General features: G+C 53.6%; 36 protein-coding genes. 9 read left to right on the top strand and 27 right to left on the bottom strand.

The features are described from left to right. Positions 1–50 precede the first annotated feature (50 nt). Positions 51–605 (bottom strand): imidazoleglycerol-phosphate dehydratase HisB, encoded by a 555-nt coding sequence (hisB, locus tag ACXJJA_RS01430; protein ID WP_456486442.1) that lies wholly within the window; start codon positions 603–605, stop codon positions 51–53. Positions 606–654: 49 nt separating this feature from the next. Between hisB and hypF the strand changes: the two genes are divergently transcribed. The 4 genes from hypF (at position 655) to ACXJJA_RS01410 (ending at position 5,849) form a co-directional block, all read left to right on the top strand. Continuing rightward, on the top strand, positions 655–3,024 hold the full coding sequence (gene hypF, locus ACXJJA_RS01425) for a carbamoyltransferase HypF (RefSeq protein WP_456486441.1): 2,370 nt from the start codon (positions 655–657) through the stop codon (positions 3,022–3,024). Between the two features lie 56 nt (positions 3,025–3,080). Continuing rightward, complete coding sequence (locus ACXJJA_RS01420) at positions 3,081–4,145, top strand: mRNA surveillance protein pelota (RefSeq protein ID WP_456486440.1); 1,065 nt, start codon at positions 3,081–3,083, stop codon at positions 4,143–4,145. A gap of 273 nt (positions 4,146–4,418) precedes the next feature. After that, complete coding sequence (locus tag ACXJJA_RS01415) at positions 4,419–5,465, top strand: hydroxymethylglutaryl-CoA synthase (RefSeq protein WP_456486463.1); 1,047 nt, start codon at positions 4,419–4,421, stop codon at positions 5,463–5,465. A gap of 9 nt (positions 5,466–5,474) precedes the next feature. After that, positions 5,475–5,849, top strand: a complete 375-nt coding sequence (locus ACXJJA_RS01410) for an iron-sulfur cluster assembly scaffold protein (protein WP_456486439.1) — start codon at positions 5,475–5,477, stop codon at positions 5,847–5,849. 125 nt (positions 5,850–5,974) lie between these two features. Here ACXJJA_RS01410 and rplX read toward each other — a convergent pair whose 3' ends face one another. From rplX to ACXJJA_RS01290, 24 genes are all read right to left on the bottom strand, one after another. Then, the gene (gene rplX, locus ACXJJA_RS01405) at positions 5,975–6,331 is read right to left on the bottom strand and encodes a 50S ribosomal protein L24 (RefSeq protein ID WP_456486438.1); all 357 of its coding nucleotides are present in this window, start codon (positions 6,329–6,331) and stop codon (positions 5,975–5,977) included. A gap of 27 nt (positions 6,332–6,358) precedes the next feature. Then, the gene (locus tag ACXJJA_RS01400; protein WP_456486437.1) at positions 6,359–6,757 is read right to left on the bottom strand and encodes a 50S ribosomal protein L14; all 399 of its coding nucleotides are present in this window, start codon (positions 6,755–6,757) and stop codon (positions 6,359–6,361) included. Between the two features lie 11 nt (positions 6,758–6,768). Beyond that, positions 6,769–7,098 (bottom strand): 30S ribosomal protein S17, encoded by a 330-nt coding sequence (locus ACXJJA_RS01395; RefSeq protein ID WP_456486436.1) that lies wholly within the window; start codon positions 7,096–7,098, stop codon positions 6,769–6,771. 5 nt (positions 7,099–7,103) lie between these two features. Next, on the bottom strand, positions 7,104–7,385 hold the full coding sequence (gene rnp1 / locus ACXJJA_RS01390) for a ribonuclease P protein component 1 (protein ID WP_456486435.1): 282 nt from the start codon (positions 7,383–7,385) through the stop codon (positions 7,104–7,106). Positions 7,386–7,407: 22 nt separating this feature from the next. After that, on the bottom strand, positions 7,408–7,701 hold the full coding sequence (gene yciH, locus ACXJJA_RS01385; RefSeq protein ID WP_456486434.1) for a stress response translation initiation inhibitor YciH: 294 nt from the start codon (positions 7,699–7,701) through the stop codon (positions 7,408–7,410). Next, positions 7,688–7,903: a 50S ribosomal protein L29 gene (gene rpmC, locus ACXJJA_RS01380; protein ID WP_456486462.1), complete on the bottom strand. Its 216-nt coding sequence runs from the start codon at positions 7,901–7,903 to the stop codon at positions 7,688–7,690. The genes yciH and rpmC overlap by 14 nt, the downstream gene beginning before the upstream one ends. A gap of 6 nt (positions 7,904–7,909) precedes the next feature. Continuing rightward, complete coding sequence (locus tag ACXJJA_RS01375) at positions 7,910–8,545, bottom strand: 30S ribosomal protein S3 (protein ID WP_456486433.1); 636 nt, start codon at positions 8,543–8,545, stop codon at positions 7,910–7,912. Next, positions 8,542–9,012, bottom strand: coding sequence for a 50S ribosomal protein L22 (locus tag ACXJJA_RS01370; RefSeq protein ID WP_456486461.1), 471 nt, complete (start codon positions 9,010–9,012; stop codon positions 8,542–8,544). The genes ACXJJA_RS01375 and ACXJJA_RS01370 overlap by 4 nt, the downstream gene beginning before the upstream one ends. A 14-nt stretch (positions 9,013–9,026) precedes the next feature. Further along, a complete protein-coding gene (locus ACXJJA_RS01365) occupies positions 9,027–9,440 on the bottom strand; it encodes a 30S ribosomal protein S19 (RefSeq protein ID WP_456486432.1) in 414 nt (137 codons plus the stop codon). A gap of 27 nt (positions 9,441–9,467) precedes the next feature. Further along, entirely contained in the window at positions 9,468–10,187 is a 720-nt protein-coding gene (locus ACXJJA_RS01360; RefSeq protein ID WP_456486431.1) for a 50S ribosomal protein L2, read from the bottom strand. Between the two features lie 9 nt (positions 10,188–10,196). After that, positions 10,197–10,448, bottom strand: a complete 252-nt coding sequence (locus ACXJJA_RS01355) for a 50S ribosomal protein L23 (RefSeq protein WP_456486430.1) — start codon at positions 10,446–10,448, stop codon at positions 10,197–10,199. Positions 10,449–10,540: 92 nt separating this feature from the next. Then, the gene (locus ACXJJA_RS01350; RefSeq protein WP_456486429.1) at positions 10,541–11,227 is read right to left on the bottom strand and encodes an MBL fold metallo-hydrolase; all 687 of its coding nucleotides are present in this window, start codon (positions 11,225–11,227) and stop codon (positions 10,541–10,543) included. A 2-nt stretch (positions 11,228–11,229) separates the two neighbouring features. Next, positions 11,230–12,477: a P-loop NTPase gene (locus tag ACXJJA_RS01345; protein ID WP_456486460.1), complete on the bottom strand. Its 1,248-nt coding sequence runs from the start codon at positions 12,475–12,477 to the stop codon at positions 11,230–11,232. A gap of 12 nt (positions 12,478–12,489) precedes the next feature. Next, the gene (locus tag ACXJJA_RS01340) at positions 12,490–12,831 is read right to left on the bottom strand and encodes a DUF134 domain-containing protein (RefSeq protein ID WP_456486428.1); all 342 of its coding nucleotides are present in this window, start codon (positions 12,829–12,831) and stop codon (positions 12,490–12,492) included. A 65-nt stretch (positions 12,832–12,896) separates the two neighbouring features. Continuing rightward, positions 12,897–13,043, bottom strand: a complete 147-nt coding sequence (locus ACXJJA_RS01335; RefSeq protein WP_456486427.1) for a hypothetical protein — start codon at positions 13,041–13,043, stop codon at positions 12,897–12,899. A 142-nt stretch (positions 13,044–13,185) separates the two neighbouring features. Next, a complete protein-coding gene (gene afpA / locus ACXJJA_RS01330; protein ID WP_456486426.1) occupies positions 13,186–13,815 on the bottom strand; it encodes an archaeoflavoprotein AfpA in 630 nt (209 codons plus the stop codon). Between the two features lie 3 nt (positions 13,816–13,818). Beyond that, entirely contained in the window at positions 13,819–14,403 is a 585-nt protein-coding gene (locus tag ACXJJA_RS01325; protein WP_456486425.1) for a flavodoxin family protein, read from the bottom strand. Then, positions 14,400–15,590 (bottom strand): FprA family A-type flavoprotein, encoded by a 1,191-nt coding sequence (locus ACXJJA_RS01320; protein WP_456486424.1) that lies wholly within the window; start codon positions 15,588–15,590, stop codon positions 14,400–14,402. The genes ACXJJA_RS01325 and ACXJJA_RS01320 overlap by 4 nt, the downstream gene beginning before the upstream one ends. A gap of 6 nt (positions 15,591–15,596) precedes the next feature. Continuing rightward, positions 15,597–15,761, bottom strand: coding sequence for a rubredoxin (gene rd / locus ACXJJA_RS01315; protein WP_456486459.1), 165 nt, complete (start codon positions 15,759–15,761; stop codon positions 15,597–15,599). Positions 15,762–15,770: 9 nt separating this feature from the next. Then, positions 15,771–16,343: a rubrerythrin gene (gene rbr, locus ACXJJA_RS01310; protein ID WP_456486423.1), complete on the bottom strand. Its 573-nt coding sequence runs from the start codon at positions 16,341–16,343 to the stop codon at positions 15,771–15,773. A 7-nt stretch (positions 16,344–16,350) separates the two neighbouring features. Next, positions 16,351–16,788 (bottom strand): flavodoxin domain-containing protein, encoded by a 438-nt coding sequence (locus tag ACXJJA_RS01305; protein ID WP_456486422.1) that lies wholly within the window; start codon positions 16,786–16,788, stop codon positions 16,351–16,353. A 14-nt stretch (positions 16,789–16,802) separates the two neighbouring features. Further along, entirely contained in the window at positions 16,803–17,183 is a 381-nt protein-coding gene (locus ACXJJA_RS01300) for a desulfoferrodoxin (RefSeq protein ID WP_456486421.1), read from the bottom strand. 8 nt (positions 17,184–17,191) lie between these two features. Further along, a complete protein-coding gene (locus ACXJJA_RS01295) occupies positions 17,192–17,839 on the bottom strand; it encodes a peroxiredoxin (RefSeq protein ID WP_456486420.1) in 648 nt (215 codons plus the stop codon). Positions 17,840–18,166: 327 nt separating this feature from the next. Then, a complete protein-coding gene (locus ACXJJA_RS01290) occupies positions 18,167–18,604 on the bottom strand; it encodes a Fur family transcriptional regulator (RefSeq protein WP_456486419.1) in 438 nt (145 codons plus the stop codon). A 165-nt stretch (positions 18,605–18,769) separates the two neighbouring features. Between ACXJJA_RS01290 and ACXJJA_RS01285 the strand changes: the two genes are divergently transcribed. Both ACXJJA_RS01285 and ACXJJA_RS01280 read left to right on the top strand, forming a co-directional pair. After that, the gene (locus ACXJJA_RS01285; RefSeq protein WP_456486418.1) at positions 18,770–18,895 is read left to right on the top strand and encodes a hypothetical protein; all 126 of its coding nucleotides are present in this window, start codon (positions 18,770–18,772) and stop codon (positions 18,893–18,895) included. A gap of 255 nt (positions 18,896–19,150) precedes the next feature. Continuing rightward, complete coding sequence (locus tag ACXJJA_RS01280; RefSeq protein WP_456486417.1) at positions 19,151–19,402, top strand: rhodanese-like domain-containing protein; 252 nt, start codon at positions 19,151–19,153, stop codon at positions 19,400–19,402. 76 nt (positions 19,403–19,478) lie between these two features. Here ACXJJA_RS01280 and ACXJJA_RS01275 read toward each other — a convergent pair whose 3' ends face one another. Further along, positions 19,479–19,937 (bottom strand): B3/B4 domain-containing protein, encoded by a 459-nt coding sequence (locus ACXJJA_RS01275; RefSeq protein ID WP_456486416.1) that lies wholly within the window; start codon positions 19,935–19,937, stop codon positions 19,479–19,481. Continuing rightward, a complete protein-coding gene (locus ACXJJA_RS01270; RefSeq protein ID WP_456486415.1) occupies positions 19,846–20,154 on the bottom strand; it encodes a hypothetical protein in 309 nt (102 codons plus the stop codon). Before ACXJJA_RS01270 ends, ACXJJA_RS01275 begins: the two co-directional genes overlap by 92 nt. A 51-nt stretch (positions 20,155–20,205) precedes the next feature. On the opposite strand from ACXJJA_RS01270, the gene ACXJJA_RS01265 reads away from it, so the two are divergent. The 3 genes from ACXJJA_RS01265 to ACXJJA_RS01255 are packed head-to-tail and all read left to right on the top strand — an operon-like array spanning position 20,206 to position 23,497. Next, complete coding sequence (locus ACXJJA_RS01265; protein ID WP_456486414.1) at positions 20,206–21,039, top strand: hypothetical protein; 834 nt, start codon at positions 20,206–20,208, stop codon at positions 21,037–21,039. A gap of 5 nt (positions 21,040–21,044) precedes the next feature. Continuing rightward, the gene (queC, locus tag ACXJJA_RS01260; RefSeq protein WP_456486413.1) at positions 21,045–21,731 is read left to right on the top strand and encodes a 7-cyano-7-deazaguanine synthase QueC; all 687 of its coding nucleotides are present in this window, start codon (positions 21,045–21,047) and stop codon (positions 21,729–21,731) included. A 14-nt stretch (positions 21,732–21,745) separates the two neighbouring features. Next, the gene (locus ACXJJA_RS01255; protein WP_456486412.1) at positions 21,746–23,497 is read left to right on the top strand and encodes an ATP-dependent DNA ligase; all 1,752 of its coding nucleotides are present in this window, start codon (positions 21,746–21,748) and stop codon (positions 23,495–23,497) included. The last annotated feature ends 83 nt before the right edge of the window (positions 23,498–23,580 follow it).

Here is a 23,580-nt window from a genome sequence, read left to right as displayed (position 1 = left end):
TCTCTCCTAGGGCGTGTTAAAGGTGCTTTTACGACTTGGCATTAAATAATTTACGGAGACGGATGTGCAGAAACCGCCTCACGCAACGCAAGCGCCAAGGCTTTGAAGACGGCTTCGACGGTGTGGTGGTCGTTTTTGCCCTCTGCCCTGATGTGCACCGTTATCCGAGCGTGCGTGACGAAGGAGCGGAGGAAGTGTTCAACGTTTTCGACGCTCAAGTCCTCTATCTTTTCGCCTTTGAAGGATGCAGCGAACGCGAGGAAGCTCCGCCCGACGATGTCCACGGCGCAGAACGCAAGCGCATCGTCCATGGGGACGGCGGCGAACCCGAACCTCCGCATGTTCTCTCGCCGCTCCTTGCCGCCGAGCGCCTTGTTGAACGCCTCTCCCAAGACTATGCCCACATCCTCAACGACATGGTGCTCGAAGTCCCCCTCCGCCTTAGCTTCCAAGTCGAAACGCCCATGCTTTGCGAGCGTTTCGAGCATGTGGTCAAAGAAGCGCACACTTGTGCGCACTGACGCTTCCCCCGTGCCCCTTAACCTTAACGAAACCTCCACGTCGGTCTCGCTCGTCTTCCTTTTAATTTTTGCCTCCATTCCCATCCTAATCCCGCAAGTTATTTGTTCGCTCAAGCTTTTAAAAAATGAGAGAATGCCTTCAAAAATATTCGTCAGGGGCGTCGTGCAGGGTGTGGGCTTCCGCCCCACCGTTTACAGAGTGGCGAGCGCGCTCAATCTTCGAGGCTACGTTCTTAACAAGGGCTCGAACGTTGAAATCTGCATAGACGGCGACCCTGAAGTTTTTTTGAAGCGTCTGAAGAGGGAACTCCCGAAACTCGCCCGCATTGAGGAGGTCGTCGTCGAGGAGGCTCCCGAAGTCGAGTTTGACTCTGGTGACTTCAAGATTTTGCACAGCGAGGACGGCGTGCGGACGTCGCTCATCCCTGTGGATACAGCGGTTTGCGACGACTGCATAAAAGAGCTTTTTGACCGTTCGAACCGCCGCTACCTTTATCCTTTTATCAATTGCACTGCGTGCGGCGCCCGCTTCTCGCTCATTGAAGATTTGCCCTACGATAGAGAGCGGACGGCGATGCGTCCGTTCAAAATGTGCGAAGATTGCTTCCGTGAATATTCGGATCCAACAAACCGCAGGTTTCATGCGCAGACGATTTCTTGTTGGAAATGTGGTCCGAGGTTCAAGCTTTATGACCGCTCTAAAATGGTTGTGGAGGAGAAAGAGCCGATAAAAGAGTTTGCGAGGCTCATTGACGAGGGCAATGTGGGCGTCGTGAAGGGTTGGGGTGGGATGCACGTCGTTTGCAAGCTTTCGCCGCCGCTGATAAAGCGGTTGCGTCAGGATTACAGGAGGAAGGCGAAGCCGTTTGCTGTAATGTTCCGAGACTTGCGAACTGCACGCACGTATGCAGAGATTTCCGAGTTTGAGGAGGTTTTGTTGAGGTCGCCACAACGCCCCATCGTGTTGTTAAGAAAACTTGAGGATGTGTCGCCGGAGGTCAAGGAAGTTTTCGAGCTTGTGTCACCGGGTTTGGGGAATATTGGAGTTTACGTGCCATATTCAGCGTTCCAGCACGTTCTGTTCCGTTATTTGGATGCGGATGGCATCATAATGACGTCAGCAAACCTTCCCGGTGAGCCGATGGTCATAGAGAACGCCGACGCCTTCACGCTGCCTGCCGACTTTTATCTGCTGCATGACCGCCGCATCGTGAGCAGGACTGATGATTCTGTTGTGCGATGCTACGACGCTCGTAATTTTTTTTTGAGGCGTTCCCGGGGCTTCGTGCCACTCAGCCTCGACATTCCTTACAAAGGGGCGGTGTTGAGTCTCGGAGCGGAGCGTGACGTGACGTTCTGCATCTCCACCAGCGGCAAGCTCTTCTCGTCGCAGTTCGTCGGGAATTCAAGACACTACGGCGTCATCGAATTCCTGCGGAGCGGCGTGGAGCGCTTCCGCCAGATGCTACGCATAGAAAGAATTTCGGCGGTTGCCATAGACTTACATCCAAGATACGCAACGAGAAGAGTGGGGCAGGAGCTTGCCGAAGAATTTAATGCGGAACTCGTTGAAATCCAGCATCACTGGGCGCACGCTGCTTCACTAATGCTTGATAGTGGCATGCTCAACACTAACGGCAACGACGGCGGTAACGCAAGAATCGTGGCGCTCACGCTCGACGGCACGGGCTATGGCAGCGACGGCAATGCCTGGGGCGGCGAGCTTCTCGTTGCGTCTTTCTGCGATTTCGGGCGGGTGGCGCACCTTCAGGAGCTACCGCTGCCGGGTGGCGACGCCGCAATAAAAGACCCCCGAAGGTTCGTGTTTGCAATTGCCGAAAGGCTGAAGCTTGGCGAGGAGGCGGGCAATGCTCTCAACCTTAGCGAGCGGGAGCAAGAGATTTTAAAGAAGCTTATGAGGGCGGCGCCGCTGACGAGCAGCTTCGGCAGGGTGCTTGACGCCCTTTCATGCTACTTCGGTGTTTGTCGCCGCATGACTTATGAAGGCGAGCCTGCGATGAAGCTTGAGAAGTATTTAGATGCGGGGCTGCGGCGTGCCCTCAAGAACAACGGGACGCCGAAACACGAATTTAAAACGTCATCGAAGCTTAAGGACGGCGGCGCTCGTGAGGTTCTGACGCTAGAGCTTTTCGAGCAACTCTTCGAGGTGGCGCCGCCGCACATCGCCGCCAGCCTGAGCGATGCTGAAAAGGCGGCTCTTGCTTACTCCTTCGTCTACGCCTTGCTGGAGGAGCTTGTCGTCATTGCTTTGGAGTTTGCCGAGAGGGATGGTTTAAATATAGGGCTGACGGGTGGCGTCTCTTACAACGAGCCCATCACGAAAATCGCTGAAAGCTTAGTGCGGCAGCGTGACTGCGGTGGCGCTGACGGCGACGCTAAGGTGCGACTGCTGACGCACAACGAAATTCCGAATGGCGACGGCGGTATCTCCTATGGGCAGAACGTGATTGCTGGTTGTAAGCTTTTCCGGGACATGGCTTAAACCAGTAACGTGCCTGAGAACTCGGCATCATATTTGTCTTGTCCCAATATAAACGCATGCGGGTGACGAAAAGGGAGCTGAAGCCGGACGGGCGTGGCGAGCTTTCCGTAGTTCCGGAGACGCTGGACGACCTTTGGCATCTGAAGCACATTTTAGAGGCAGGCGACCTCGTGTATGCGACGACGCAGCGGCGTGTCGAAAAGGCTACGGACAAGCTGCGACCGGAAAAGGGAGAGAAGAAGACAGTTCGCCTTGGAATAAGAGTTGAGAACGTGGAGTTTCACAAATTTGCAAATCGTCTCCGAGTGAGAGGGGTGATTGAAGCCGGCTTGGAAACCGCCGTTGGCTCTTACCACACGCTGAACATCGAGCCCGGCGTCGAGCTCTCCATAATTAAAGCTTGGAAAAAACATCAGCTCAAAAGGGTAGAGGAAGCCGAGCGGGCCGCGGCACAACCGAGGGTTATTATCCTGACGATAGAGGAAGGGGACGCGGTCGCCGGCATCGTCCGCCAATACGGCGTTGATGAAGTTTTTTACGTCAGAGCCGGCTCCGGCAAGGGAGCAAGCGACTCCGCCGGTGAGCGAAGGACTTTCTTCGGAGAGGCTCTCAGCATGTTAAAAAATGCCTTAAGGCAGTTTCCCGTGGATGCGGTCATCGTTGCGGGTCCCGGCTTTACGAAGGATGATTTTTTGGCGTTCGTGCGGGAAAGGGAGCCGGAGCTTGCTGCTAAAATGAAAATTGAAAGCGTTTCTTCCATAGGGCTTTCTGGCTTCAGGGAGGTTTTGAAAAGAGGCGTCGTCGAGGAGATATGTAGGGAGGAGAGAATTGCCAAAGAAGTGCAGCTCATCGAAAAGCTTATGGAAGAAGTCAGCAAGGACGGGCTCGCTGCATATGGGGACACTGCCGTCAGGAGCGCTCTGAGCTATGGCGCCGTTGAGAAGCTTCTGGTGTGCGACGAGCGGCTGCGGGACGCAGGTAGAGAGAGTGTAGAGACCCTATTAAAAGAGGCTGAGAGGCGAGGCGGTGAAGTTGTGATATTCAGCACGGAGTTCGAGCCCGGAGAAATGCTAAAAGCGCTGGGAGGCATCGCCGCACTTCTAAGATTCAAGATTGATTAGCGGCTGTTATGCGGTTGCAGTAGTGCTCCCTCGGAAGGTTTTTAGGAAGATGTTGCTGCTAATCCCCTTTAAAGGAGGGCAGGGGAGGAGGGTGGGAAAAGTATTTATAGCTTGCGTTCAATGAATGAGTAACGAGGCTGTGGGTATAACCTGCGGTCAGGAGCTGCCGTGACCCAGCTCGAAGGGGAGCACGCCACAGGCACACTCCCCAACCTCGCGCATCCGGTGGATGCCCCTTTCAGTGAGGGGAGGAGGTCACGGGTGAGTAAAAGCTTGATAGGAATAATATCGTATGGGGTTTATATCCCGAGGTTCAGGATTAGAGTTGAGGATATAGCGAGGCAGTGGGGCGAGAACCCAGAAGACATAAAAAAAGGGCTGCTCGTCGAGGAGAAGAGTGTGCCCGACCTTGATGAGGACACAGCGACGATTGCTGTGGAGGCGGCGAGGTTTGCACTCCAGCGAGTTGCGCTCGACAGCAAGGAAATTGGCGCCGTTTACGTGGGCTCGGAGAGCCACCCGTATGCTGTGAAGCCGACCGCCACAATCGTTGCAGAAGCCATCGGGGCGCCTTCCTCCATCTTCGCTGCAGATTTCGAATTCGCATGCAAAGCTGGCACCGCCGCCATTCAAGCGTGTTACGGGCTCATCTCTGCAGACCGCGTCAAATACGGGCTTGCCATCGGCGCTGACGTTTCACAGTCGTCGCCCGGCGACGCCCTCGAATACGCCACGGCAGCCGGCGGTGCCGCCTTTATCATAGGCAAGAACGACGAGCGCAAAGTCCTCGTGGAAATCGAAGATTTCTTCTCCTTCACGACGGACACCCCTGACTTTTGGCGGCGAGACCTGCAAAAGTATCCATCGCACGGCGGGCGTTTTACCGGGGAGCCTGCGTATTTTCGGCACGTGATTTCGGCGTCGGAGGGGCTTTTCAGGAAGATGGGCGTCTCCGCCGACTATTTCGACTATGCGGTCTTCCACCAGCCGAACGGGAAGTTTCCGCTCCGCGCGGCGGCGAAGCTCGGCTTCAGGAAGGAACAGGTGCTCCCCGGGCTCTGCGTCACGAAGATCGGAAATACCTATTCCGCCGCTGTTTTAATAGGGTTAGCTGCCATCCTCGACGAGGCGGCGCCCGGCTCTCGCATTCTAATGACGAGTTTCGGCTCTGGTGCTGGCTCCGACGCCTTCAGCCTCCGCGTCACTGAGGAAATAGAAAAATATCGGGACAAGGCGCCCGATGTCAAGGACTTTATGAAAAGCGTTAGGTATCTGGATTATGCGACCTACGTCAAGCACCAGCGGAAAATCCGCCTTTAGGTGGTAGCGATGGAATACAGCGAGAAGGTGCTGGAGCATTTCATGAATCCGAGGAACGTGGGCGTGCTTGATGACGCTGACGGCGTCGGGCGTGTCGGAAATCCCGTGTGCAGTGACGTCACTGAAATCTACATAAAGGTGGAGGACGGGCGCATCTCTGACGTGAAGTTTAGGACGTTCGGCTGCGCCGCCGCAATAGCGGTCGGTAGCATGGTCACCGAACTCGCAAAGGGCAAAAGCCTCGAAGAGGCGCTCAAAATCACTAAGGACGACGTTGTAAAAGAGCTGGGCGGGCTACCGCCCGAAAAGCTGCACTGCTCCGCACTCGCCGAGGCGCTACATGCTGCCATCCACGACTACTACCGGCGTGAGAAGAGCAGATAGGAAGCAAAGGCTCCTGAATAGAGTATGAAAACTCCTGAAACCGAGTTCTTTAAGAGCTCTTAACCCTCCCCTTTGACCCAATTAAAAGGCTACGGGAGCTTAATTTTTTAATTTCGCACGTTTGGTTATCGTTCGAGGATGCGTGCTCGCCACTTATCCTTCAGCTCCAATTTTGTGATCATTACGTTCGACGGGGGTATGGGGCGTGGCACTTCGGAAAGGTCCGCTTTTGCGACAACGACGCCGTCCACGAAGATTACGCCACGCTTGACGTCAACAGCGGTTACTTTGCCTTCTTTGTCCCTAAAGTCGCCACGGAGGATGCGGACGGTGTCCCCCTTGCGGACAGGAAGGTTCCGCCGCCCATATTTCTCACGAAGCTCCCGGCTCAGCGGCGCGCTTAAAAACTTACGGCGGACGTGCGGCGGCGCCTCGTATCTGGCGAGCCGCTGCTTTCTCGGCTGTGTGGACTTCAAACGCATATTACCACCTCAGACGCTATTTCCTCATCAAACAATGATGCTTGCGGCGGACGCAATCTTGGAGAAGCGTTCGATAGCCTCTTTGGCAACGGGGCCTCGGATTTCCGTGCCCTTCGGGTCGCCTTTGTCGTCGGTGATGACGGCTGCGTTGTCTTCAAATTTTACCCTCAGCCCCGAAGGTCGTCTTATTTCCTTCTTCTGCCGTATGATTACGGCGGTCAGCACCTGCTTCCGCATCTCTGGAGTGCCCTTTTTCACAGAAACGACCACCATGTCGCCGACGCCCGCCGCCGGATAGCGTTTGAGGACGCCCCGGTAGCCTTTCACCATGATGATTTGCAGTTCCTTCGCTCCTGTGTTGTCTGCGCACTCCAGACGGGCGCCGACCGGCAATGCTCTCGGGACTTTCGACCGAATTCCTTTCATTTCTTCCCCCTTTACGCCTTCTTTATTCTCTCCACGACGACGAAGCTTTTCGTCTTGCTTATCGGGCGGCACTCCGCTATTTTCACGATGTCGCCAACTTGCGCATCTATACACGGCGGGTTATGCGCGTGAATCTTTGAGGTCCGCCGTTCATACCTTTCATACTTCCTTATCTTTTTCAGATATTCCCGTTTCACGACGACAGTCTTAGGAGCAGTATCGCTAACAACTTCGCCTACGAATATTTGCCCACGCACGGGAAGCCTCCCGTGGAACGGGCAATTTTCATCATCACACTCCCTCTCGGGATATGTTATGTTTATCCCTATATCCCTCACCATCCCACTCACCTTGCCATTTTCATAAGCTTTTTAATTCTGTCCTCGGGTCTCGCCGCTAATATATCACCCTTCACGAGGGCGGCAACGTCACCCAACTTAAAAAGGAACACGTTCCCCCGTTTCGGTATTTTTTTCCTAACGCCTGCTCTCTCGACGACGAGCATGTTTTTCGTTTCGTCAACGACGACGCCGCACAGCCCTCGCATGCACTTGTTCGTGCTGTTCGATACCTCAACCTTAAGCCCGATAAGCTCATGAAGTATCAGGTTTTTCGGTGTTATTCTCACCTTGACCCCCCACCGAATCGCGCTACTCCTCGACAGTGTAGCCCATCTCCCGCAGCACCTTCTTCACCTTCTCGGTCTGGTCGCCCTGCAGTTCGATGCGTCCGTCCTTGACAGTGCCGCCACACGCACACCGCGTTTTTAACTCCTTAGAAAGCGTCCAGAGGTCGATGTCCTTTGCGTTTATTCCCTGAATGACCGTCATCAGCTTCCCGAAACGCCGCCGCGTCGTGCTCACTTTCACCCGCTGCAGCTCTTTTACTATCTCTTCACAGACGCACAGGTCTTTTGGAAGCCCACATTTATCACAGACTTCCATGTCCCCCTCTCCTCTCCCTTAGCACCGTTTTTATCCTCGCAATCGTCCTTCTTATCTCTTTAACACGCCCGGGATTTTCGAGGGCGCCGCCCGCCGCTATTTTCGTCCGCTCTCGCAGCAGGTCTATGCCCAACTCTCGCAGCTCCTCCCGTAGCTCTGCATCGCTCATCTTCCTTATCTCGTCCATCTTCAGGAGCGCCATGTCCACTCAAGCCTCCTCGGCACTCACGCCCTCTTCATGCTCTTCAGGCTCGGGCTTGACCATCATGAACCTATCCGGAATCTTGGCATCCGGGCGTATTAGCCTCACCTTAACGCCGATGACTCCCGCCTTCTTCTTCGCAACCGCAAACCCCTCGTCCACAATCTCCTGAGCAGGCTCGCCGCAGTGCTTGATATAGCCGGCGACGAACTTCTCAGTCCTCGACCTCGGTCCCGTGAGCTTTCCCGAAACTGTAATTTCGCATCCCAGCGCTCCTGCGTCCATGATGCGGCGGAGCGTCGAGCGTCCTGCACGGCGGAAGTGCCAGCCCCGCTCTATGAGCTTTGCGAGCTTTGATGCCATGAGCTGAGCGTTCAGCTCCGATAAATCCACCTGCTGCACGTCGATTTGCGGGTTGTCAAAGTCATGAGCGTCCACGACCTCTTTCGTTATTCTCCGTATCGTCTTGCCATCCTTTCCGATCACCATGCCCGGACGCTCCACATAGACAGTAATCTGCGTGCCCATTGGCGTTCTTTTGATCTCCATGCCGCCGTAGCCGCCCCTGTCCAGCTCTTTCACGAAATACTCATTGAGTTTCACCTTCTTCAAACCTTCCTCTACGAACGTCCGCTCTATCAATGCTCACCCTCACCTCCCTTTAATATAACTTCAACAGTAACGGTTTCTGTGTTTTTCGGCGTCGCCCTGCCAAAAGCTCGTGGCATTATGCCTCGTATCGCCCTCCCCTTTTTGGTGGCGATGTGCCAAATGCGCATCTCTTCAGGGTCGAGCCCTTTATAAGAGGCGTTTGCGGCGGCATCTTCTAACAGCCGCAGTATTGCCTCCGCAGCCTTCACCGGATAACGTCCTGCATACCATTTGTTCAGTCCTCGGCGGTGTCCGACTTTGCGCTTGTGCTTTTTGAACGGCACTGCCCTTTTCATCTCGATCACTTCCTGCAGATACTTCTTTGCGTTGCCGAATTTCATTCCTCTGATGACGTTGCATATCTCGTAAGCGTGCTTTCGAGAGATGTGAAGCTCGCACGCCATCGCCTTCGCCGACGTCTCGTCGTCAGCTTCGACGCAGAACCTCAGCCGTCCCATACGCCTCACTCACGTCACTTCAGCGGCACATATTTCGAAGACCTCGTGGCGCCGACGCCTGCAGTGCCATGCACGACTCTTTTGCGTGTGAGTGCGAACTCTCCGAGGTAATGCCCTACCATCTCCGGCTTTATCTCCACATACTGGAACGTCTTCCCGTTGTGTATTCCGATAGTCTTCCCTACCATCTGCGGCAGCACTATCATGTCCCGAAGATGCGTCCGCACCGTGTTCCTCTTTTTTAATCTCTCCAGCAGCTTCTTCTCTTCCTCTCTAAGTCCACGCCGAAGCTTTCTGCGTTGCCTTGCCGGTAGCAACTCCGCAAACTCCTCAAACCCCATCTTGCGGAGCTTTGCGAACGTATAGCCTCGATAAACAAATTCCTCTACCTTCTTCGGTTTAACTTTCTTCTTCCTCTTCTTCGCCATCTCACTTCACTTTTCGTTACCATTATTTTACTTTTTACGCTTCCCCCGCCCAGTTCGGCGTGCGGCGATGCTCCCGACTTTGCGTCCGGGCGGCGCTCCACGAGCGACGGTCTTCGGGCGTCCGACGTGCTGGTGCTTGCCGCCGCCGAAGGGATGGTCTATGGGGTTCATCGCAACAGCGCTCGTGCGTGGCCACTTTGCAGCCTTCGCCTTCATCTTGTGGTATTTCTTGCCTGCCTTCACGAAGGGCTTCTCGGTCCTGCCGCCGCCGGCGACGACGCCGACGGTCGCTAAGCATCGTGAGTCGAACCACTTCTTCACGCCGCTGGGCAGCTGGACGAGCGTTCTGTCGCCCTCGTGGGAGATGATAGTCGCATAGCTCCCTGAGGCTCGCACGAGCTTCCCGCCGTCGTCCCGTCGTATTTCTATATTGCAGACAGGGAACCCCTCAGGGATGTTGCCGAGGGGCAGCGTGTTTCCTATCTTGGGCTCGGCGGCGTCGCCGTATGCGAGCTCATCGCCGATGGCAACTCCCTCCGGTATGAGAATGTATTTTTCCTTGCTGTCCACTCTCACCTTGCCAATCGGAGCGTTCCTCGCAGAGTCGTGCACGATTTCTGTGAGCACGCACGTTATCGTCCGTCCGGCTTCCACTTTTAAATGCGTTAAGTCCGCTTTCCTGCGGGGCGGCGCCCTGTATGTGGGAGTCCCCTTCCCTCTGTTCTGTGATATTAGTCTCTTACCCATTTCTACACCTCAACTGAGTATGCCAAGAGTCGTTGCTATCTCTCTCGCTTTCCCCTCTTCTTCAAATTGTACAATCGCCTTTTTCTCGCCTTTCGGGGTTACCATTGTCCTTACGTTACGGACCCTCGCGCCGAATCTCTGCTCCACCTCTTCTTTTATTTGCGTTTTGTTGGCATTAATGTCAACGATGAACTGCAGCTTGTTCTCCGCCTCTATCATGGTGGCTGCTTTCTCACTCGCTACGAGATGCTTTATGACCATGCTGTAAATAGAAATGCGGGCATTTAAATTTAAATTTTCTTGCGATGCGGCTTAGCCGTAACATACGGAGTCTCCGCCTTACATTTGTCGCCTTACATTTGTATTCTCGCCCCGACGCCACATTTTAGAAAGTTCGAGCCGAACGCCGTTTCAAGTTCTTTGGAGGCTGCGATGCCTGTGCAGTGGCACGGCGCAACTTTGACGACGCCAAGTTGCTTGAATTCCTCAGACACGCCGCTTTTCGGCATGTGGAATCCGCCGAGCACGAGATACACGTCCCCAAAACCCTTTTTTACCACTTTTAAAATCTTGACGATGCCGGGATGTGCACAGCCTGTTATAACGACGTTGCCCTTTTCGGTTTGTATGACCAAAGCTTGCTCTTTTATAAAGCCGCCGAGGGCGCCAGTGCTGTAAACGGCGTTGAAGAGCTCCGTCCGCTCTTCAACGATGATGAACTTTACTTCCTTCTCTACAGCCCGCAACCTGAACTTTGAAGGGCTGTAAACAGTAGCGAAGGGGTTCTTTTCAAGGACTGCATGCAAGCCGCCGGTGTGATCGCCGTGCGCGTGCGAGATGACCACGGCGTCCACGCTTTTTACGTCCACTCCGAGCTTCTGCATGTTTTCCAAAAGCGTAGCACCGTCGCCGCCCGTGTCGAAAAGAAGCCTGCGGGCATCACCATGCGCCTTAACCACTAAAAAGCACGAGAACCCCCAGCGTGGCGTCAATCCGCTTGCGCACTTGTGGTTGTCGTAAACAACGGTTATGCTCAGCATCTCTATTTGCTCACACAGCTGCTTTCCTCGTCTCCCAAAAATTCTCTAACTCTCTTTACGATTTCCTCAAATGCCTTGGCAGCCTCAACGTTTTTCACGACGAAGGGGGCGCCGGCATCGCCAGATTCCACGATTTGAGGCTCTAAGGGAATGCTTCCGAGGAACGGGACGCCGAGCTCCACCGCCGCCCTACGCCCGCCACCGACCTTAAACGGGAAAAAGCGGGCGCCGCAGTTCGGACAGATGAAACCGCTCATGTTCTCTACGATGCCCACAACCGGCATGTTCAGCTGCGAGGCGAAGACCACAGCCTTCCTTGAATCCAGAAGGGCGACGTCCTGCGGCGTCGTGACTATGATAGCACCGCTGATTTTCGGGATGAGCTGCGCAACGCTTAGCGGCTCGTCGCCAGTATTGTGCACGACGAAGCCATTGGCAATGAAGTTCCCCCCCTCGACTCTAAGGTCGTAAACCTCATCGACGCCGGCAGCGCTGATGCTGACAACGGTTTCAAAGCTCAGCGGCAGCGATGCGGGTTGCCGCTCGAAGGCGGCGTCCGTCTCGAATACGAGGACGACGTTTCCGGGCTTGACTTCCAGAAGTTTCTTCCAAGAAAGGTGTCCATCCTCAGCGACGAGGATGGGGTGGTTTGCTGTGCCTTTAATGCTGTGATTTTCGGTCGTAAGCTCGAAAATAGTGGCGACGCCCTGCGGGATGACGTCCAAAATTCGGCGGCTCATAACACGCTCGCCGTCGAAGCAATATACAGGGACGCCAGCCTTGGCTTCAGAAATGCGGAATTGACCGCGCGGCGTGAGTATTCGAGTGTTGCTGGACAAGCAGCCCGGCGGCAGGTCCACGATGAGATAATCAAGCTCACCCCAGCGAACATCGCTGAGGAACTGCCGAATTGCAGTCGCTTTCAGGGGACCCCGCCAGATTACAGGCGAGTCTTTACTTGAGAGCAAAAAGCCTACGGACATGACTTTGACACCGTATTGCGACTCCACAGGGACGACCTCGTTGTTTTCCACAGTCGGACGTTCATCTTCGACGCCAAGCATCTTTGGCACGTTCGGACCATGCAAGTCGGCGTCGAGAAGCCCGACCCGCAAACCCTTCCTCGCAAGTGAGACCGCAAGATTAACGGCAACCGTCGTCTTACCCACGCCACCCTTTCCGCTTATCACTACGATTTTATGCCTTATTTTCTCCATCTTTTTCTCTATTTCTTTACGGGCTTCTTCCATCGCCACCACCACCTAAGGCTGCCACGGCGGTCCTCGTCTCCTGCGTCTACACGGCGGAACGCCCCACGCCGCAGTCTTGAGCACGTAGTCGCCGCCCTCGATTCTAAGAGCTTTGCCGTTGACGAGGGCATCCGCAACCTTCCTACGAGCCTCTTTTAATATTCTATGGAACGTGGGCTGCGAGATGCCCATCTCCTTCGCAGCCTCACTCTGCTCAAGCCCAAGCAAATCCTTTAGTCGTAAGCTCTCCAGCTCTTCTACTTTCAATACGACCTCACCCATCATAGCCCCGACGGGCTGGAAGTAGCTGAAACCCGGCTGGAAGCCCACGAAACGGCACCGCCGCCTTGGCATTTTCCCACCAATGAATATATATTCATCATATATGAAACTTCCGGTTGCTTTTATCTTCTCACTGTTTATTTCTTTAATCCTTGGAACCGTCGCATTTCGCCCACGGTCAAGCTTAGACTTCTCCTCAGGAAATCCACCTTCTCAGCAACGACGCCTCTCGTAGCGTTGAGACCGTTCGTTTCCCACAGCTCAAACTCAACAGCCTCGTTCATCCTTTTTAAGTTTTGATATTTCCATATGATGCCATTGTCGGAGATAAACAGTTCAGCTTCGTTCGTGGAAACGAAGCATGACGTAGCCGTTAACGTATTGTTCGTGTCGTTAGTGTGCTGAATGGAAAGCGCATCATAGCACTCAGAGGGTTTCATGCGAACTCCAGAAAGACGGAGCCTCTTCTCTCGATAGAGAGTAGGGTTTAGCCCTCTCGCTTTTGAAACGTTTTTCAAAAACTTTGAGGATGTCTTTCGGTTTCTCAAGGATGAAAACGCCGTCCATGCCCGCAAGCTTCCGCACGTGCTCCACGTCTTCCTTTCGGATTCTAAGGCGAAGATCTCTGCCGTCTGGGAGCTTTGTGATGATGGTGCCCTCTTGGTAGTCAGAGGGCATGATATAAACAGGGACGAAGGCTTTCAACGCCATGATGGTGGAGTTAGAGAGCAGAGAGTCGGCGACGCCGAGAGAAATCTTTGCGACGGAGTTCGACGTCGCTGGAGCAATCAGCAAGAACTCGAACTTCCCAGTCTGAAGCTGTCCCGCCAAGAACGGCGAGTTCGGACCCTTTTCGACGAAAATCTTGCCAAAATTCTCGTTTAAGTCGTTTAGAAGTTTGTAGTATTTCACAACCAGCTCTCCCGTCTTCGAGAGATATACCTTAACCTCGACTTCATCCTCGTACTCCCTTTTGACCTCTTTCATCACCTCGACCGTTTCAATCAGCCTATCTCCACTGCCCGTGATGCCCCATGCTACTTTTTTCTTTTCCATTCCTCACCCCTCAAGCTCGCGCAAAAGTTCAACAAACCTTCTTACCGTTTTCCTCAAGCTTCTGAAGCCCTCCTCGTCCTCCTTCACGCCCTCAAGCGTATCTTTCGACCAAAAAGTTGCGCCGAGGTTCGCTCCGAACGCCCCGCCGCTTACAGGCATCACGCCATTAAGCACGTAAAACGTCAGAATTTGCTGCAAAGCGAGCTCCTGCCCGCCGATTCGGTCTCCGCCAACAGCGATCGCCATTCCAACCTTTCCTCTGAAGAAGTTGGCGTCGGCGGCGACTAAAGCCCTGCACCTGTCCATTAAAGCTTTCGTATGTGCGCTGACCCCACCATTGTAAACCGGCGTCGCGATGACAATCCCCTTAGCCTCTTTAAGCAAGCGGTAAAGCTCTTGGACGTCATCTTCAATTTTACAACGTTTATTTTTGAGGCAGAAGTCGCAGTGCTGGCAGAAGTTGATTTCTTTACCTCTGACCGTGAAAAATTTGGTGGGGAAGCCCTGCTCCTCAAGCATCTTCAGAGCTTCCCTGAGCACGAACTCCGTTGCTTTCCGCCTTGGGCTTCCGCAAATGCCCACAATCATCGTTGCATCTTCTCGGCGAGTCGTGCTCCGAGGTCGAAGGCTCTTGTAAGCTCCTCAGCGGTTGGTCTGAACTTCACCTGCAAAGGCTCCAAGACCTCAAATTTCAGCTCCTCCATTGCCCTGCTGATTTCTTTGACGGCGCCGCCACTCCAGCCGTAAGAGCCGAAGGCTACACCAATTTTCCGTTTGGGCTTCAAGCCCCTCATGTAAGCGAGGAAGCCTGCGACAGGCGGGAAGACCGTGTTGTGCGTCGTCGGCGAGCCGACGGCGACCGCTTTCGCATCCAGAATCTCCGTCATGATCTCGCTCCAAGAGTCGTTCCGCAGGTGGAAAAGTCTAACTTCGACGCCGCTCGAACTTGCGCCCTCGGAAATCGCCCTCGCTAGCTTCTCGGTGCTCCCCCACATCGTGTCGTAAACGACCACGAGCTTGTTCTCAGCCTCGAAATCCGCCCATTTTCGATAAGCCTCCAAGATTTTCGCAGGGTCTCTCCAGATGACGCCGTGACTCGGCGCAATCATCTCGATTTCCAGCCCGAGCTTTTCCACTTCATTCAACTTCCTTTTCACCAGCTCCCCAAAGGGCATCAAGATGTTCGCGTAATATGTTTTAGCCCACCGTAGCGCCTCCTCGACGCCAAACTCCTCATCGAACCTCTCAAGACTTGCGACGTGCTGCCCGAAAGCGTCGTTAGATAACAAAAGCTTTTCCTCCTTCACGTAAGTCGCCATGCTGTCAGGCCAGTGGAGCATTGGCATTTCAAGAAAGACGAGAGTTCTCTTCCCTATTTTCAATTCATCTCCCGTCTTGACGGTCTTGAATTCCCAATTTTCACAGCTGAAATGCTTACAAAGCCCTTCTCTCCCCTTCTCGGTGCAGACGATAACAGCGTCCTTTGCGACCTCCTTCAGCCTCGCCAGGGCTCCTGAGTGGTCCGTCTCAACGTGATTCGCAATGATATATTCTATTTTTGAGGGGTCTGCAACCTTATGCATGCGCTCTAGCATTTCCTTGAAGAAGTTCTCCTTAACCGTGTCAACAAGCGTCATGTGGTCGTCGAGGAGCACGTAGGCATTATAACTCGTCCCACGCCAAATGTCGAAGTCGTGGAAGTCTCTTTCCATCCAGTCTAACGCCCCTACCCAGTAAATTCCATCTCTAACTTCCACAGGATTCAAATGGTGCATTCAAGCTCACCCCTCAACCCTTTCAAAATCTTCCTTCGAGGCGCCGCAAACCGGGCAGGTGAAGTCTTCAGGCAGGTCTTCCCACCTCGTTCCTGGAGGTATGCCCACCTCAGGGTCTCCCGCATCTTCGTCGTAAATGTAGCCGCATATCTTGCACCTGTACTTCGCCATCCTCACCACCTATATGCACAGAAGATCTCTCGCCACGTAGTAAGCCCTCGAATGCCCGCAAGATGGACACTTCTCAGGCGGCTCCTTCCCGACGTGGACGTAGCCGCACTCAAGGCAGACCCACTCCGTCTCCACATCCCGCTTGAACATCGTTCCTTTCTCGACGGCTTCAAGTAGCTTGCTGTAACGTTCTTCATGCCTCTTTTCGGCTCTCGCAATCGCCCTCAACCTCTCAGCTACGTCCTTTAGCCCTTCCTTCTCTGCAACCTCAGCAAATGAAGGATACATCTCGGAGTTCTCGTAATGCTCGCCCTCGACCGCTGCCCTCAGGTTCTCAGCAGTACTCCCGCAGACTACAGGCGCCTCCGCCTCGACGACGACCGTTCCCTGATCCCCTTTCAACTCCTGAATCAGTTCAAAGAGCGTTTCTGCATGTTCCTTCTCGTTTTCTGCGGTCTCCAGAAAAACTTTGGAAATGAAGATGTAGCCCTCTTCCTTTGCGACTTTTGCGAAGATGAAATAGCGGTTTCTCGCTACACTCTCGCCGATGAAAGCCTTCACAAGATTTTTAAGGGTCTCCAAGTCACTTTCACCCCTTTAATGCCTTCTCTGCAACTTTCTTCCCGAACTCCTTGCATTTCTTCAGTCCTTCTGCGGTCGGCTTGTATTTAATGAGGAGCGGTGGCTCGAGCACGTCCATTTCGAACTTGTTTTTTAGAACCTCAAGGGCGAGGCGAGGTCCTTCCCCGCTCCAGCCGTAAGAGCCGAAAGCCGCTCCTATTTTCCCTTTCAAGTCGATCCCTTTTAGAGCGACCTCCTCAAGGAAGCTTTGCAAACCTCGAACCATGTTATGGTTATACGTCGCCGTTCCGATGACAATGGCATCAAAACCGGCAAGCTCTTCTGGCGTTGCTTTATCCTTTAGCTCCACTTCGACGCCTGCCTCTTTCATGCCTTCCGCAACCGCCTCAGCCATTTTCTTCGTGCCTCCAGTCTTGGAATAGTAGAGGACAAGGACTCTTGGCATTCCATCACCTCTTGCTAAACTTCCGCCTTCCAGAGCCCGTGAATGTTGCAGTAAGCCCTTGCGATAAGTTTCTCAGCCCTAAGCTCGAACGTCGCCTCAGGAGCGCCGCCGGGCTTCAGAAACCGTCGGTGAATGCCATCGCCAGCAGCGACTTCGATCCACTCGATATAGTGCTCCTTTTCCATCGGGTGCGGGACGCTCCCCACCTTGACTATGGCGCCGGTTTCCGTCCTTTCGACGACGGGGACGTGCTTCTCACGAGCGGCGTCCGTCACGTTCTCCTCAAGAAGTTTCATCGGTTGTCCGCAACAAACCAGCTCCCCCTTCCCAGCATGCAGAACTTCGATGATGTTCCCACAAACCTCACATTTGTAAACTTGCCTTATTTCTGTCATTCCAACCACTACTCCAACTTTTTGTGGCAGAACCACCAATCGTAGCACTCATACAGTTCAAATCGCTTCTTCGCCTCTTTAACGTCTGTCGCTGGAGGGATGATAACTCTATCGCCGATAAGCTCGTTATTCGGCCAGTTAGCGGGCATAGCAACTTTCTTTTCGTCGGAAATTTGGAGACCTCGCACCATTCTCAGAATTTCGTCCATGTTTCTCCCAAGCTCTTGCGGGTAGTAAAGAACGGCTCTTATTATTCCTTGAGGGTCGACGATGAAGACGGCACGGACGGTGTTTGTTCCCTTCCCGGGGTGGATGATTCCGAGCATATAGGCTACTCTGCCCGTGTCGTCAGCGATAACCGGAAATTGTATTTCCACGCCGAGTCTTTCCTTAATCCATTCCATCCATTTGATGTGAGAGAAGACTTGGTCGATGCTGAGACCAATAAGTTCGCAGTTCAGCCTCTTGAACTCTTCATACCTTTTTTGGAAGGCGACGAACTCAGTTGTGCAGACGGGCGTGAAGTCTGCGGGGTGGCTGAAGAAGACGAACCACTTCCCAGCAAAAGCATCAGGAAGCTTTAACCTCCCGTGCGTCGTCTGAACTTCCACTTCAGGAAACCTCGCCCCAAGAAGGGGCATCTTTCCTCCTTCCATGCATACACCTATTACACATTTGTTTTCGGTATATATATCCCGTATCCAAAAGCAGACAAAAAACGTTTCAACTTCCAGATTTTGTAGAAATGGCGTCGTCTCAGCCTCGCTGCTTGGGATGGAGAATTTCGATCGAGGAAATCCGGAGCAACGCGGCTTCGAGCCAATGACTGTGGTGGAGAGGAGCAGAGTCAGCGTTTTCTTTATTTATAGTTATGGCTCTTTAGGAAACTGCTGCATAGAGTGCCTCGCTTTCAACGTAGGTGTCGTGTCTTCGACGCTGAGCTCTGCAAAGCTGCTGAGAAAAAACTTAACTCGTCTCAAGAATCAGCTCTTCATACAATCTTTGCAGATGCCCTTGAGGTAAAGGTGCGTTTCCATAACTTTATGCCCCTCTATGCTCCCGAGCGGTGGGAGTTCTAAGCTCACGTCGAGCACCCGCCCGCACTTGATGCATTTGAAGTGCGCATGCGGCTCCGTGTTGAAGTCATATCGCACCTTGTTCTCGTCGATCGTCAGCCCCCACACGAGCCCTTTGCTCAGAAAGAGCTTCAGGGTGTTGTAAATCGTCGTCTTCGAGAGTGTCGGTATTTCTCTGGAGAGTGCTTTGTGAATGTTCTCGACGGTCGGGTGCGTCCTGTGCGTTGTCAGATATTCCAGAATCTTGAGGCGGTGGAACGACGGCTGGATGCCGCGGCTCTCCAAATATTTTCTGAGCTCGTTCATTGACGTATCGTTTTCCACCATGACCACCGCAGTTGTCATAATTTTTACTTCTTCCGAATTTTATACTTGCCGCTCCAGCGGAGAAGAGGCTATAATTACGATTTGATTTACATCATAGTAGGATTGGGCTTTGCTTACATGATGGTGTCAGAATACTCATGCAAGGAACAGATTTTTAAAGCTTCGGCATGAAACCATTAGGTGATGAAAACAAAGACAATAGTAGTAGCAGTAGCAGTCTTCTCCCTTATACTTCTGATAATCGCCTTGAATTTCACCGGGCACTTGGCTGAACATCCTGTTGTCTGGACTCAAAGGCGTGCAGGGTGAGACCTTGCTTTACTTTAACGAGACCGTGAACCTGACGAGGGGCGAGAACAACCTCTTTCAGTTACAAGTTGCCTGCGTGCAGTTGCGTGTTGGGCTATGGGGTGTATCTCATAAATGCCTCGCTGATTCACGACGACGAGTGCATAAACGCAACATGCATCGTCACGATAAAACCATCGGGCGTCCCCTACATGGACATCTCCCCCGACGCCGTAAAACAAATGCTGGAGTGTAAAGACATCATTCTATTAGGACGTGCGGACGCCGTCCGAATTCAACGAGTCGCACATAGGTGGGGCGCTTCTAATTCCACTTTCCGAACTGGAGAACAGGCTCGAAGAGTTGGATAAGGACAAGAAAATCATCGTATATTGCAGGAGTGGGCGGCGGAGTGCGGATGCCTGTGCCATACTCGCAGAGCACGGATTCGACGCCTACAACATGCTTGGCGGCATTCTCGCATGGGAAGAAGCGGGGCTCCCGGTAGTTCGTTCTGAAATGCAATAGTTTACGTAGTGACGGGAGTAAGGACGCTGGGGGGCGGCGTGCCCCTAAACCTGCCCCTAAACCTCACCAAGACAAATCAATAGAAAACCTCGCTACTAATGAGCGTGCCGCCGCAAAACTCCAGAATCATGGACGCCGCAGCTCTCAAGTCCCTTGCCACTTCCTCAGCGGGCATCCCCGGAACCCCATAGGCTACGAGCAGCACGTCCGTTGTCGCATCTGTGACTCTCGTGGCTTCGACGTCGCCGTGCGCATACACGCATAAGATTTTCTCGTCGTCGGTCAGCACCACCGCCCTCCTACTTAGTTTCTTCTTACGCCCACCAATGAGCGTCACCTCTTCGCCGTCTTCGGCGAACCGCACCCGCAACTCGCCCTTAACTTTCTGGGCGTCGAAGGCGCTGAACGTCATTAGAAGACGGACCGACGCAATGTTATAAGCGTCAACGACGGGTAAAATCCTCGGTAACGACTTCCCTGCAAGGACACGCCTTAATAACGCTTCGGCAGCAGGGCGGCTCTTTAGGGTCCACACCCATTCGCCAGAAGAAGTCTCGCTGCGCCCTTATTTTTCCTGCATCCTTCACACCCTTCAGGTCAAACTGCTGCCTCGCCCACACCTCGACCCGTCGCAGCTCTGCGTCTATTCTCTTTCTACTCTCGTTGTCCTGCGTCACACCCTTTATCTCCGCGACTCCGACACAGATTCTGAATTTTTCCCTCACCGCTCCATTTATAGCAACAAGCATCACCCACCCCTCCTCGCAGTAAGCGTTGTTTATGTTGATAACAAAATAGTAATAATGACCCGTCCATTCGAACATTTAGTAAAAAAGGCGTTAGAGGAGAGGGAGGAGCTTGGCATTTACGTTCCGGATTTGGATGTGGAGGTGGGTATTTACCAGACACCGCAGTTTGCGACTGGCTACCTTTTGAAAGAGGGCAAAAGTCTGCTCCTCCTGAATGTCGCACAGAGCGGGGAGGAGGAAGAAAACTTGGAGGCGGTGCGGCGGGAGATAGAGCGGGTTTCCATACTGGAGGCTAAGCTGAATGAGTCATTTTTGGAGCTGAACGAGCGGGAGCGCGAGCTACAAGAAGAAGTTGTAGTCCGTGGGAACAGGGACCGGGAAATGGAACTTGCCGAGGTGAAGATTAAGAAGATACGAGGTTACTTGGAGAACATGCCGATAAACGAGTGTTGCTTCCTCGTGTTCTGCTTCGTGCCATATGGGGAGTGGGGCATGCTTGAGGATGACCCTGAAGGGCTGAGGGAGAGCATCGTGGAGGCTTTCGACTTTGGAATCTGGCGTTACGACGAGCGTATTGCGGAGGCTTTGCTCCTCGATGGCTACGTCCGCGGCAGGCTTGACGAGCGGACGTGCGAATACGTCAGAGACGCACTGCTCGTCGGCAGGCGTCCTCGCAGCGATGAGGGCGTGGACATTGAAGCCGCTGAAGACATCTTCGCCCGAATCTCCGAATATAAGAGGATGGCGAGCGAGAACGCAAGGCGGGCGGCGGACGCCATAGTGACGGCATACGCCGAAAACCCCGCCCGCCTGAGGAAGGCTTATGAAAGTGCGAGAGATTTTGATGAGTTCATAGGATGCTTACTTGACGATAATTTTAGCTTGTGATTGGAATGAAAAGAGCTGTGTGCGTGTGTTCCGGCGGGATAGACTCGACAGTGGCGGCTACCATCGCCAAACAGGAATACGAAGTCTACTTGCTGCATGTAAACTACGGGCAGAAGGCATGGCAGCGGGAGCGGGACGCCGTTCTCAGAATTTCGAGGCTCTTCGACGTGGAGGTTAAGTTCGTAGAACTCCCGTTCTTGAAAGAATTAGGTGTGTCAGCCCTGACCGACGCCGCCTTGGAAGTGCCGCAAAGGCTCGACCTGTTGAGCGCCGAGGCGGCTACGGCGGCGGAGACGCCGCCTACGTGGGTTCCTTGCCGAAATTTAGTTCTTCTGTCGCTTGCGAGCGCATACGCAGAGGTTTTGAGAGCGTCTGCGATCTTCACAGGCTTCAATGCCGAAGAGGCAGAAAGCTATCCCGACAACTCAGAAGACTTCGTAAAACGCTTTAATTCAACGTTGGAGTCCGCAGTGGCTTCGTTTTCAAAGCCGCCTGCGGTGGTTGCGCCGCTCGTCAAACTTTTAAAGCCGCAAATCGTGAGATTGGGAGTGGAGGTCGGTGCCCCGCTCGAGCTTACGTGGTCGTGCTACCTCGGTGGCGAACGCCACTGCGGTGTTTGCGAGTCCTGCGTGCGCCGCAAAAACGCCTTTAAAGCGGCAGGCGTCGAAGACCCGACGGACTACGAGCGGTAGCGCTCGGTGGTAAAATGTGGTATTCTGAGCTTGTTGAGGCTTACGAGAAAATAGAGGCGACAACGAAGCGTCTCGAAATGACGGACTACCTCGTGGAGCTTTTTAAGAATACGCCAAGCGAGCTACTCGACAAGGTAGTTTACCTCACGCAGGGGCGTCTCTACCCGGAGTTCGTGGGCATCGAACTCGGCTTGGCTGAGAAGCTTGCGCTGCGAGCTGTCGCGAACGCCGCCGGCGTTCCGGTAAAAAACGTGGAGAGCGAAGCCAAAAGAGTCGGCGACGTGGGGCTTGCAGCCGAGGACATCTTGAAAAAGAAGAGGCAGGCGACGCTTTTCAGTGGCAGGCTTGATGTCGAAACAGTTTACAGCACGCTCGACAAAATCGCAAGAACTACGGGTGAGGGGAGCGTTGATGCTAAGATAAAGCTTCTTTCCGGGCTTCTGGCGGACGCAAACCCCAAAGAGGCAAAATACTTGATGCGGACGGTCACCGGACGATTAAGACTCGGCGTTGCGGACATGACGATTTTAGACGCTCTTGCAGTAGCGTTTGCAAGCAAGGAGCAGCGGGAGCTTGTCGAACGGGCTTACAACATCACGTCGGATCTCGGCTACGTCGCAAAGCTCCTTGCCGAGGAGGGCTTGGAAGGGTTGAAGAGATGCAAGATCACGGTGGGACGTCCGATAAGGATGATGCTGGCGCAGCGGCTGACCAGCGCCGAGGAAACTTTAGAGAAGCTGGGCGGGCGTGCTGCTTGCGAGTTCAAATACGACGGCGAACGAATACAGTTGCACAAAAAGAGCGACGAAATATTGTTGTTTTCAAGACGCCTCGAAAATATAACGGCGCAATACCCGGACGTCGTGGATGCGGCTCGTCGCTGTATTCTTGCGGAGGACGCCATCGTGGAGGGGGAGTGTGTCGCTGTCGACCCCGACACCGGCGACTTCCTCCCGTTCCAAGAGCTGATGCACCGCCGTCGCAAATACGGAATCGAACGAGCGGTCAAGGAGTTTCCAGCCAGCTTTTTCTTGTTCGATGCGCTTTACGACGGCGAAGACTTGACACAGATGCCTTATCCAGAGCGGAGGCGACGGTTGGAGGCGATTGTGAGGGAGGAAAACAATTTCAGGCTCTCTGAAATGATTACGAGCGACGACGTAAACGAAATAGAAAGATTCTTCGAGCTTGCAATCGAAAGCGGCTGTGAGGGGCTTATGCTAAAGTCTATCGCCGAAGATTCTGTATATCAGGCGGGAGCTCGTGGCTGGCTCTGGATAAAGCTGAAACGCTCGTATCAGTCAAAGATGGCCGAGCCGATAGACGTGGTGGTCGTCGGCACCTTCATGGGCAAGGGGCGGCGTGCTGGCACCTACGGAGCGCTGCTTGTCGCTGTTTATGACGACGACCGTGACGTCTTCCCGACGGTCTGCAAGCTCGGCAGCGGCTTCTCAGACAAGGATTTGGAAAACCTCCCCAAAATTTTAGAGCCTTACAAAATAGGGCACAAGCATCCAAGGGTCGAAAGCTCAATAGAGGCGGACATCTGGTTCACGCCCGCCGTCGTCCTCGAGATCATCGGGGACGAACTCACGCTCAGTCCAGTCCACACCTGCGCCTTTGGGCAGATTCGGGAGGGCGCCGGCATCGCAGTCCGCTTTCCTCGCTTTACAGGACGCTTCAGAGAGGATAAAGCGCCCGAGGACGCCACAACCGTCAAGGAAATAGTAGAAATGTATCAGGCGCAGCTTAAGAAAATAGAGTGAAGAGTTGAAGTTAAGCAAAGTAAAAAGCTAACACGGTCGTTTTGTTACGACGCACCGTTAAAAATTAAAGCAACGCTCCCAAT

It is taken from the genome of Candidatus Alkanophaga liquidiphilum (genome assembly GCF_053996935.1).
The sequence above is the reverse complement of the archived record's forward strand: the minus strand, read 5'-3'. Positions and strand labels throughout refer to the sequence as shown.

Excerpts from the sequence above, each read along its gene's own strand:
- ACXJJA_RS01345 (WP_456486460.1), bottom strand. The coding sequence starts at position 12,477 with ATGGAAGAAGCCCGTAAAGAAATAGAGAAAAAGATGGAGAAAATAAGG.
- ACXJJA_RS01295 (WP_456486420.1), bottom strand. The coding sequence starts at position 17,839 with ATGGAAGGAGGAAAGATGCCCCTTCTTGGGGCGAGGTTTCCTGAAGTG.
- ACXJJA_RS01265 (WP_456486414.1), top strand. The coding sequence starts at position 20,206 with ATGACCCGTCCATTCGAACATTTAGTAAAAAAGGCGTTAGAGGAGAGG.
- ACXJJA_RS01285 (WP_456486418.1), top strand. The coding sequence starts at position 18,770 with ATGAAAACAAAGACAATAGTAGTAGCAGTAGCAGTCTTCTCCCTTATA.
- ACXJJA_RS01340 (WP_456486428.1), bottom strand. The coding sequence starts at position 12,831 with ATGCCAAGGCGGCGGTGCCGTTTCGTGGGCTTCCAGCCGGGTTTCAGC.
- ACXJJA_RS01255 (WP_456486412.1), top strand. The coding sequence starts at position 21,746 with ATGTGGTATTCTGAGCTTGTTGAGGCTTACGAGAAAATAGAGGCGACA.
- queC (WP_456486413.1), top strand. The coding sequence starts at position 21,045 with ATGAAAAGAGCTGTGTGCGTGTGTTCCGGCGGGATAGACTCGACAGTG.
- ACXJJA_RS01420 (WP_456486440.1), top strand. The coding sequence starts at position 3,081 with ATGCGGGTGACGAAAAGGGAGCTGAAGCCGGACGGGCGTGGCGAGCTT.
- ACXJJA_RS01395 (WP_456486436.1), bottom strand. The coding sequence starts at position 7,098 with ATGGTGAGGGATATAGGGATAAACATAACATATCCCGAGAGGGAGTGT.
- rplX (WP_456486438.1), bottom strand. The coding sequence starts at position 6,331 with ATGCGTTTGAAGTCCACACAGCCGAGAAAGCAGCGGCTCGCCAGATAC.
- afpA (WP_456486426.1), bottom strand. The coding sequence starts at position 13,815 with ATGGAAAAGAAAAAAGTAGCATGGGGCATCACGGGCAGTGGAGATAGG.
- ACXJJA_RS01350 (WP_456486429.1), bottom strand. The coding sequence starts at position 11,227 with ATGCTGAGCATAACCGTTGTTTACGACAACCACAAGTGCGCAAGCGGA.
- ACXJJA_RS01305 (WP_456486422.1), bottom strand. The coding sequence starts at position 16,788 with ATGCCAAGAGTCCTTGTCCTCTACTATTCCAAGACTGGAGGCACGAAG.
- hypF (WP_456486441.1), top strand. The coding sequence starts at position 655 with ATGCCTTCAAAAATATTCGTCAGGGGCGTCGTGCAGGGTGTGGGCTTC.
- ACXJJA_RS01365 (WP_456486432.1), bottom strand. The coding sequence starts at position 9,440 with ATGGCGAAGAAGAGGAAGAAGAAAGTTAAACCGAAGAAGGTAGAGGAA.
- ACXJJA_RS01335 (WP_456486427.1), bottom strand. The coding sequence starts at position 13,043 with ATGAACGAGGCTGTTGAGTTTGAGCTGTGGGAAACGAACGGTCTCAAC.
- ACXJJA_RS01300 (WP_456486421.1), bottom strand. The coding sequence starts at position 17,183 with ATGACAGAAATAAGGCAAGTTTACAAATGTGAGGTTTGTGGGAACATC.
- ACXJJA_RS01360 (WP_456486431.1), bottom strand. The coding sequence starts at position 10,187 with ATGGGTAAGAGACTAATATCACAGAACAGAGGGAAGGGGACTCCCACA.
- rpmC (WP_456486462.1), bottom strand. The coding sequence starts at position 7,903 with ATGGCGCTCCTGAAGATGGACGAGATAAGGAAGATGAGCGATGCAGAG.
- rd (WP_456486459.1), bottom strand. The coding sequence starts at position 15,761 with ATGGCGAAGTACAGGTGCAAGATATGCGGCTACATTTACGACGAAGAT.
- ACXJJA_RS01370 (WP_456486461.1), bottom strand. The coding sequence starts at position 9,012 with ATGGGACGGCTGAGGTTCTGCGTCGAAGCTGACGACGAGACGTCGGCG.
- hisB (WP_456486442.1), bottom strand. The coding sequence starts at position 605 with ATGGGAATGGAGGCAAAAATTAAAAGGAAGACGAGCGAGACCGACGTG.
- ACXJJA_RS01355 (WP_456486430.1), bottom strand. The coding sequence starts at position 10,448 with ATGGTCATAAAGCATCTCGTAGCGAGTGAGAAAGCAGCCACCATGATA.
- ACXJJA_RS01410 (WP_456486439.1), top strand. The coding sequence starts at position 5,475 with ATGGAATACAGCGAGAAGGTGCTGGAGCATTTCATGAATCCGAGGAAC.
- ACXJJA_RS01290 (WP_456486419.1), bottom strand. The coding sequence starts at position 18,604 with ATGACAACTGCGGTGGTCATGGTGGAAAACGATACGTCAATGAACGAG.
- ACXJJA_RS01325 (WP_456486425.1), bottom strand. The coding sequence starts at position 14,403 with ATGATTGTGGGCATTTGCGGAAGCCCAAGGCGGAAAGCAACGGAGTTC.
- yciH (WP_456486434.1), bottom strand. The coding sequence starts at position 7,701 with ATGGAAGTCTGTGATAAATGTGGGCTTCCAAAAGACCTGTGCGTCTGT.
- ACXJJA_RS01320 (WP_456486424.1), bottom strand. The coding sequence starts at position 15,590 with ATGCACCATTTGAATCCTGTGGAAGTTAGAGATGGAATTTACTGGGTA.
- ACXJJA_RS01400 (WP_456486437.1), bottom strand. The coding sequence starts at position 6,757 with ATGAAAGGAATTCGGTCGAAAGTCCCGAGAGCATTGCCGGTCGGCGCC.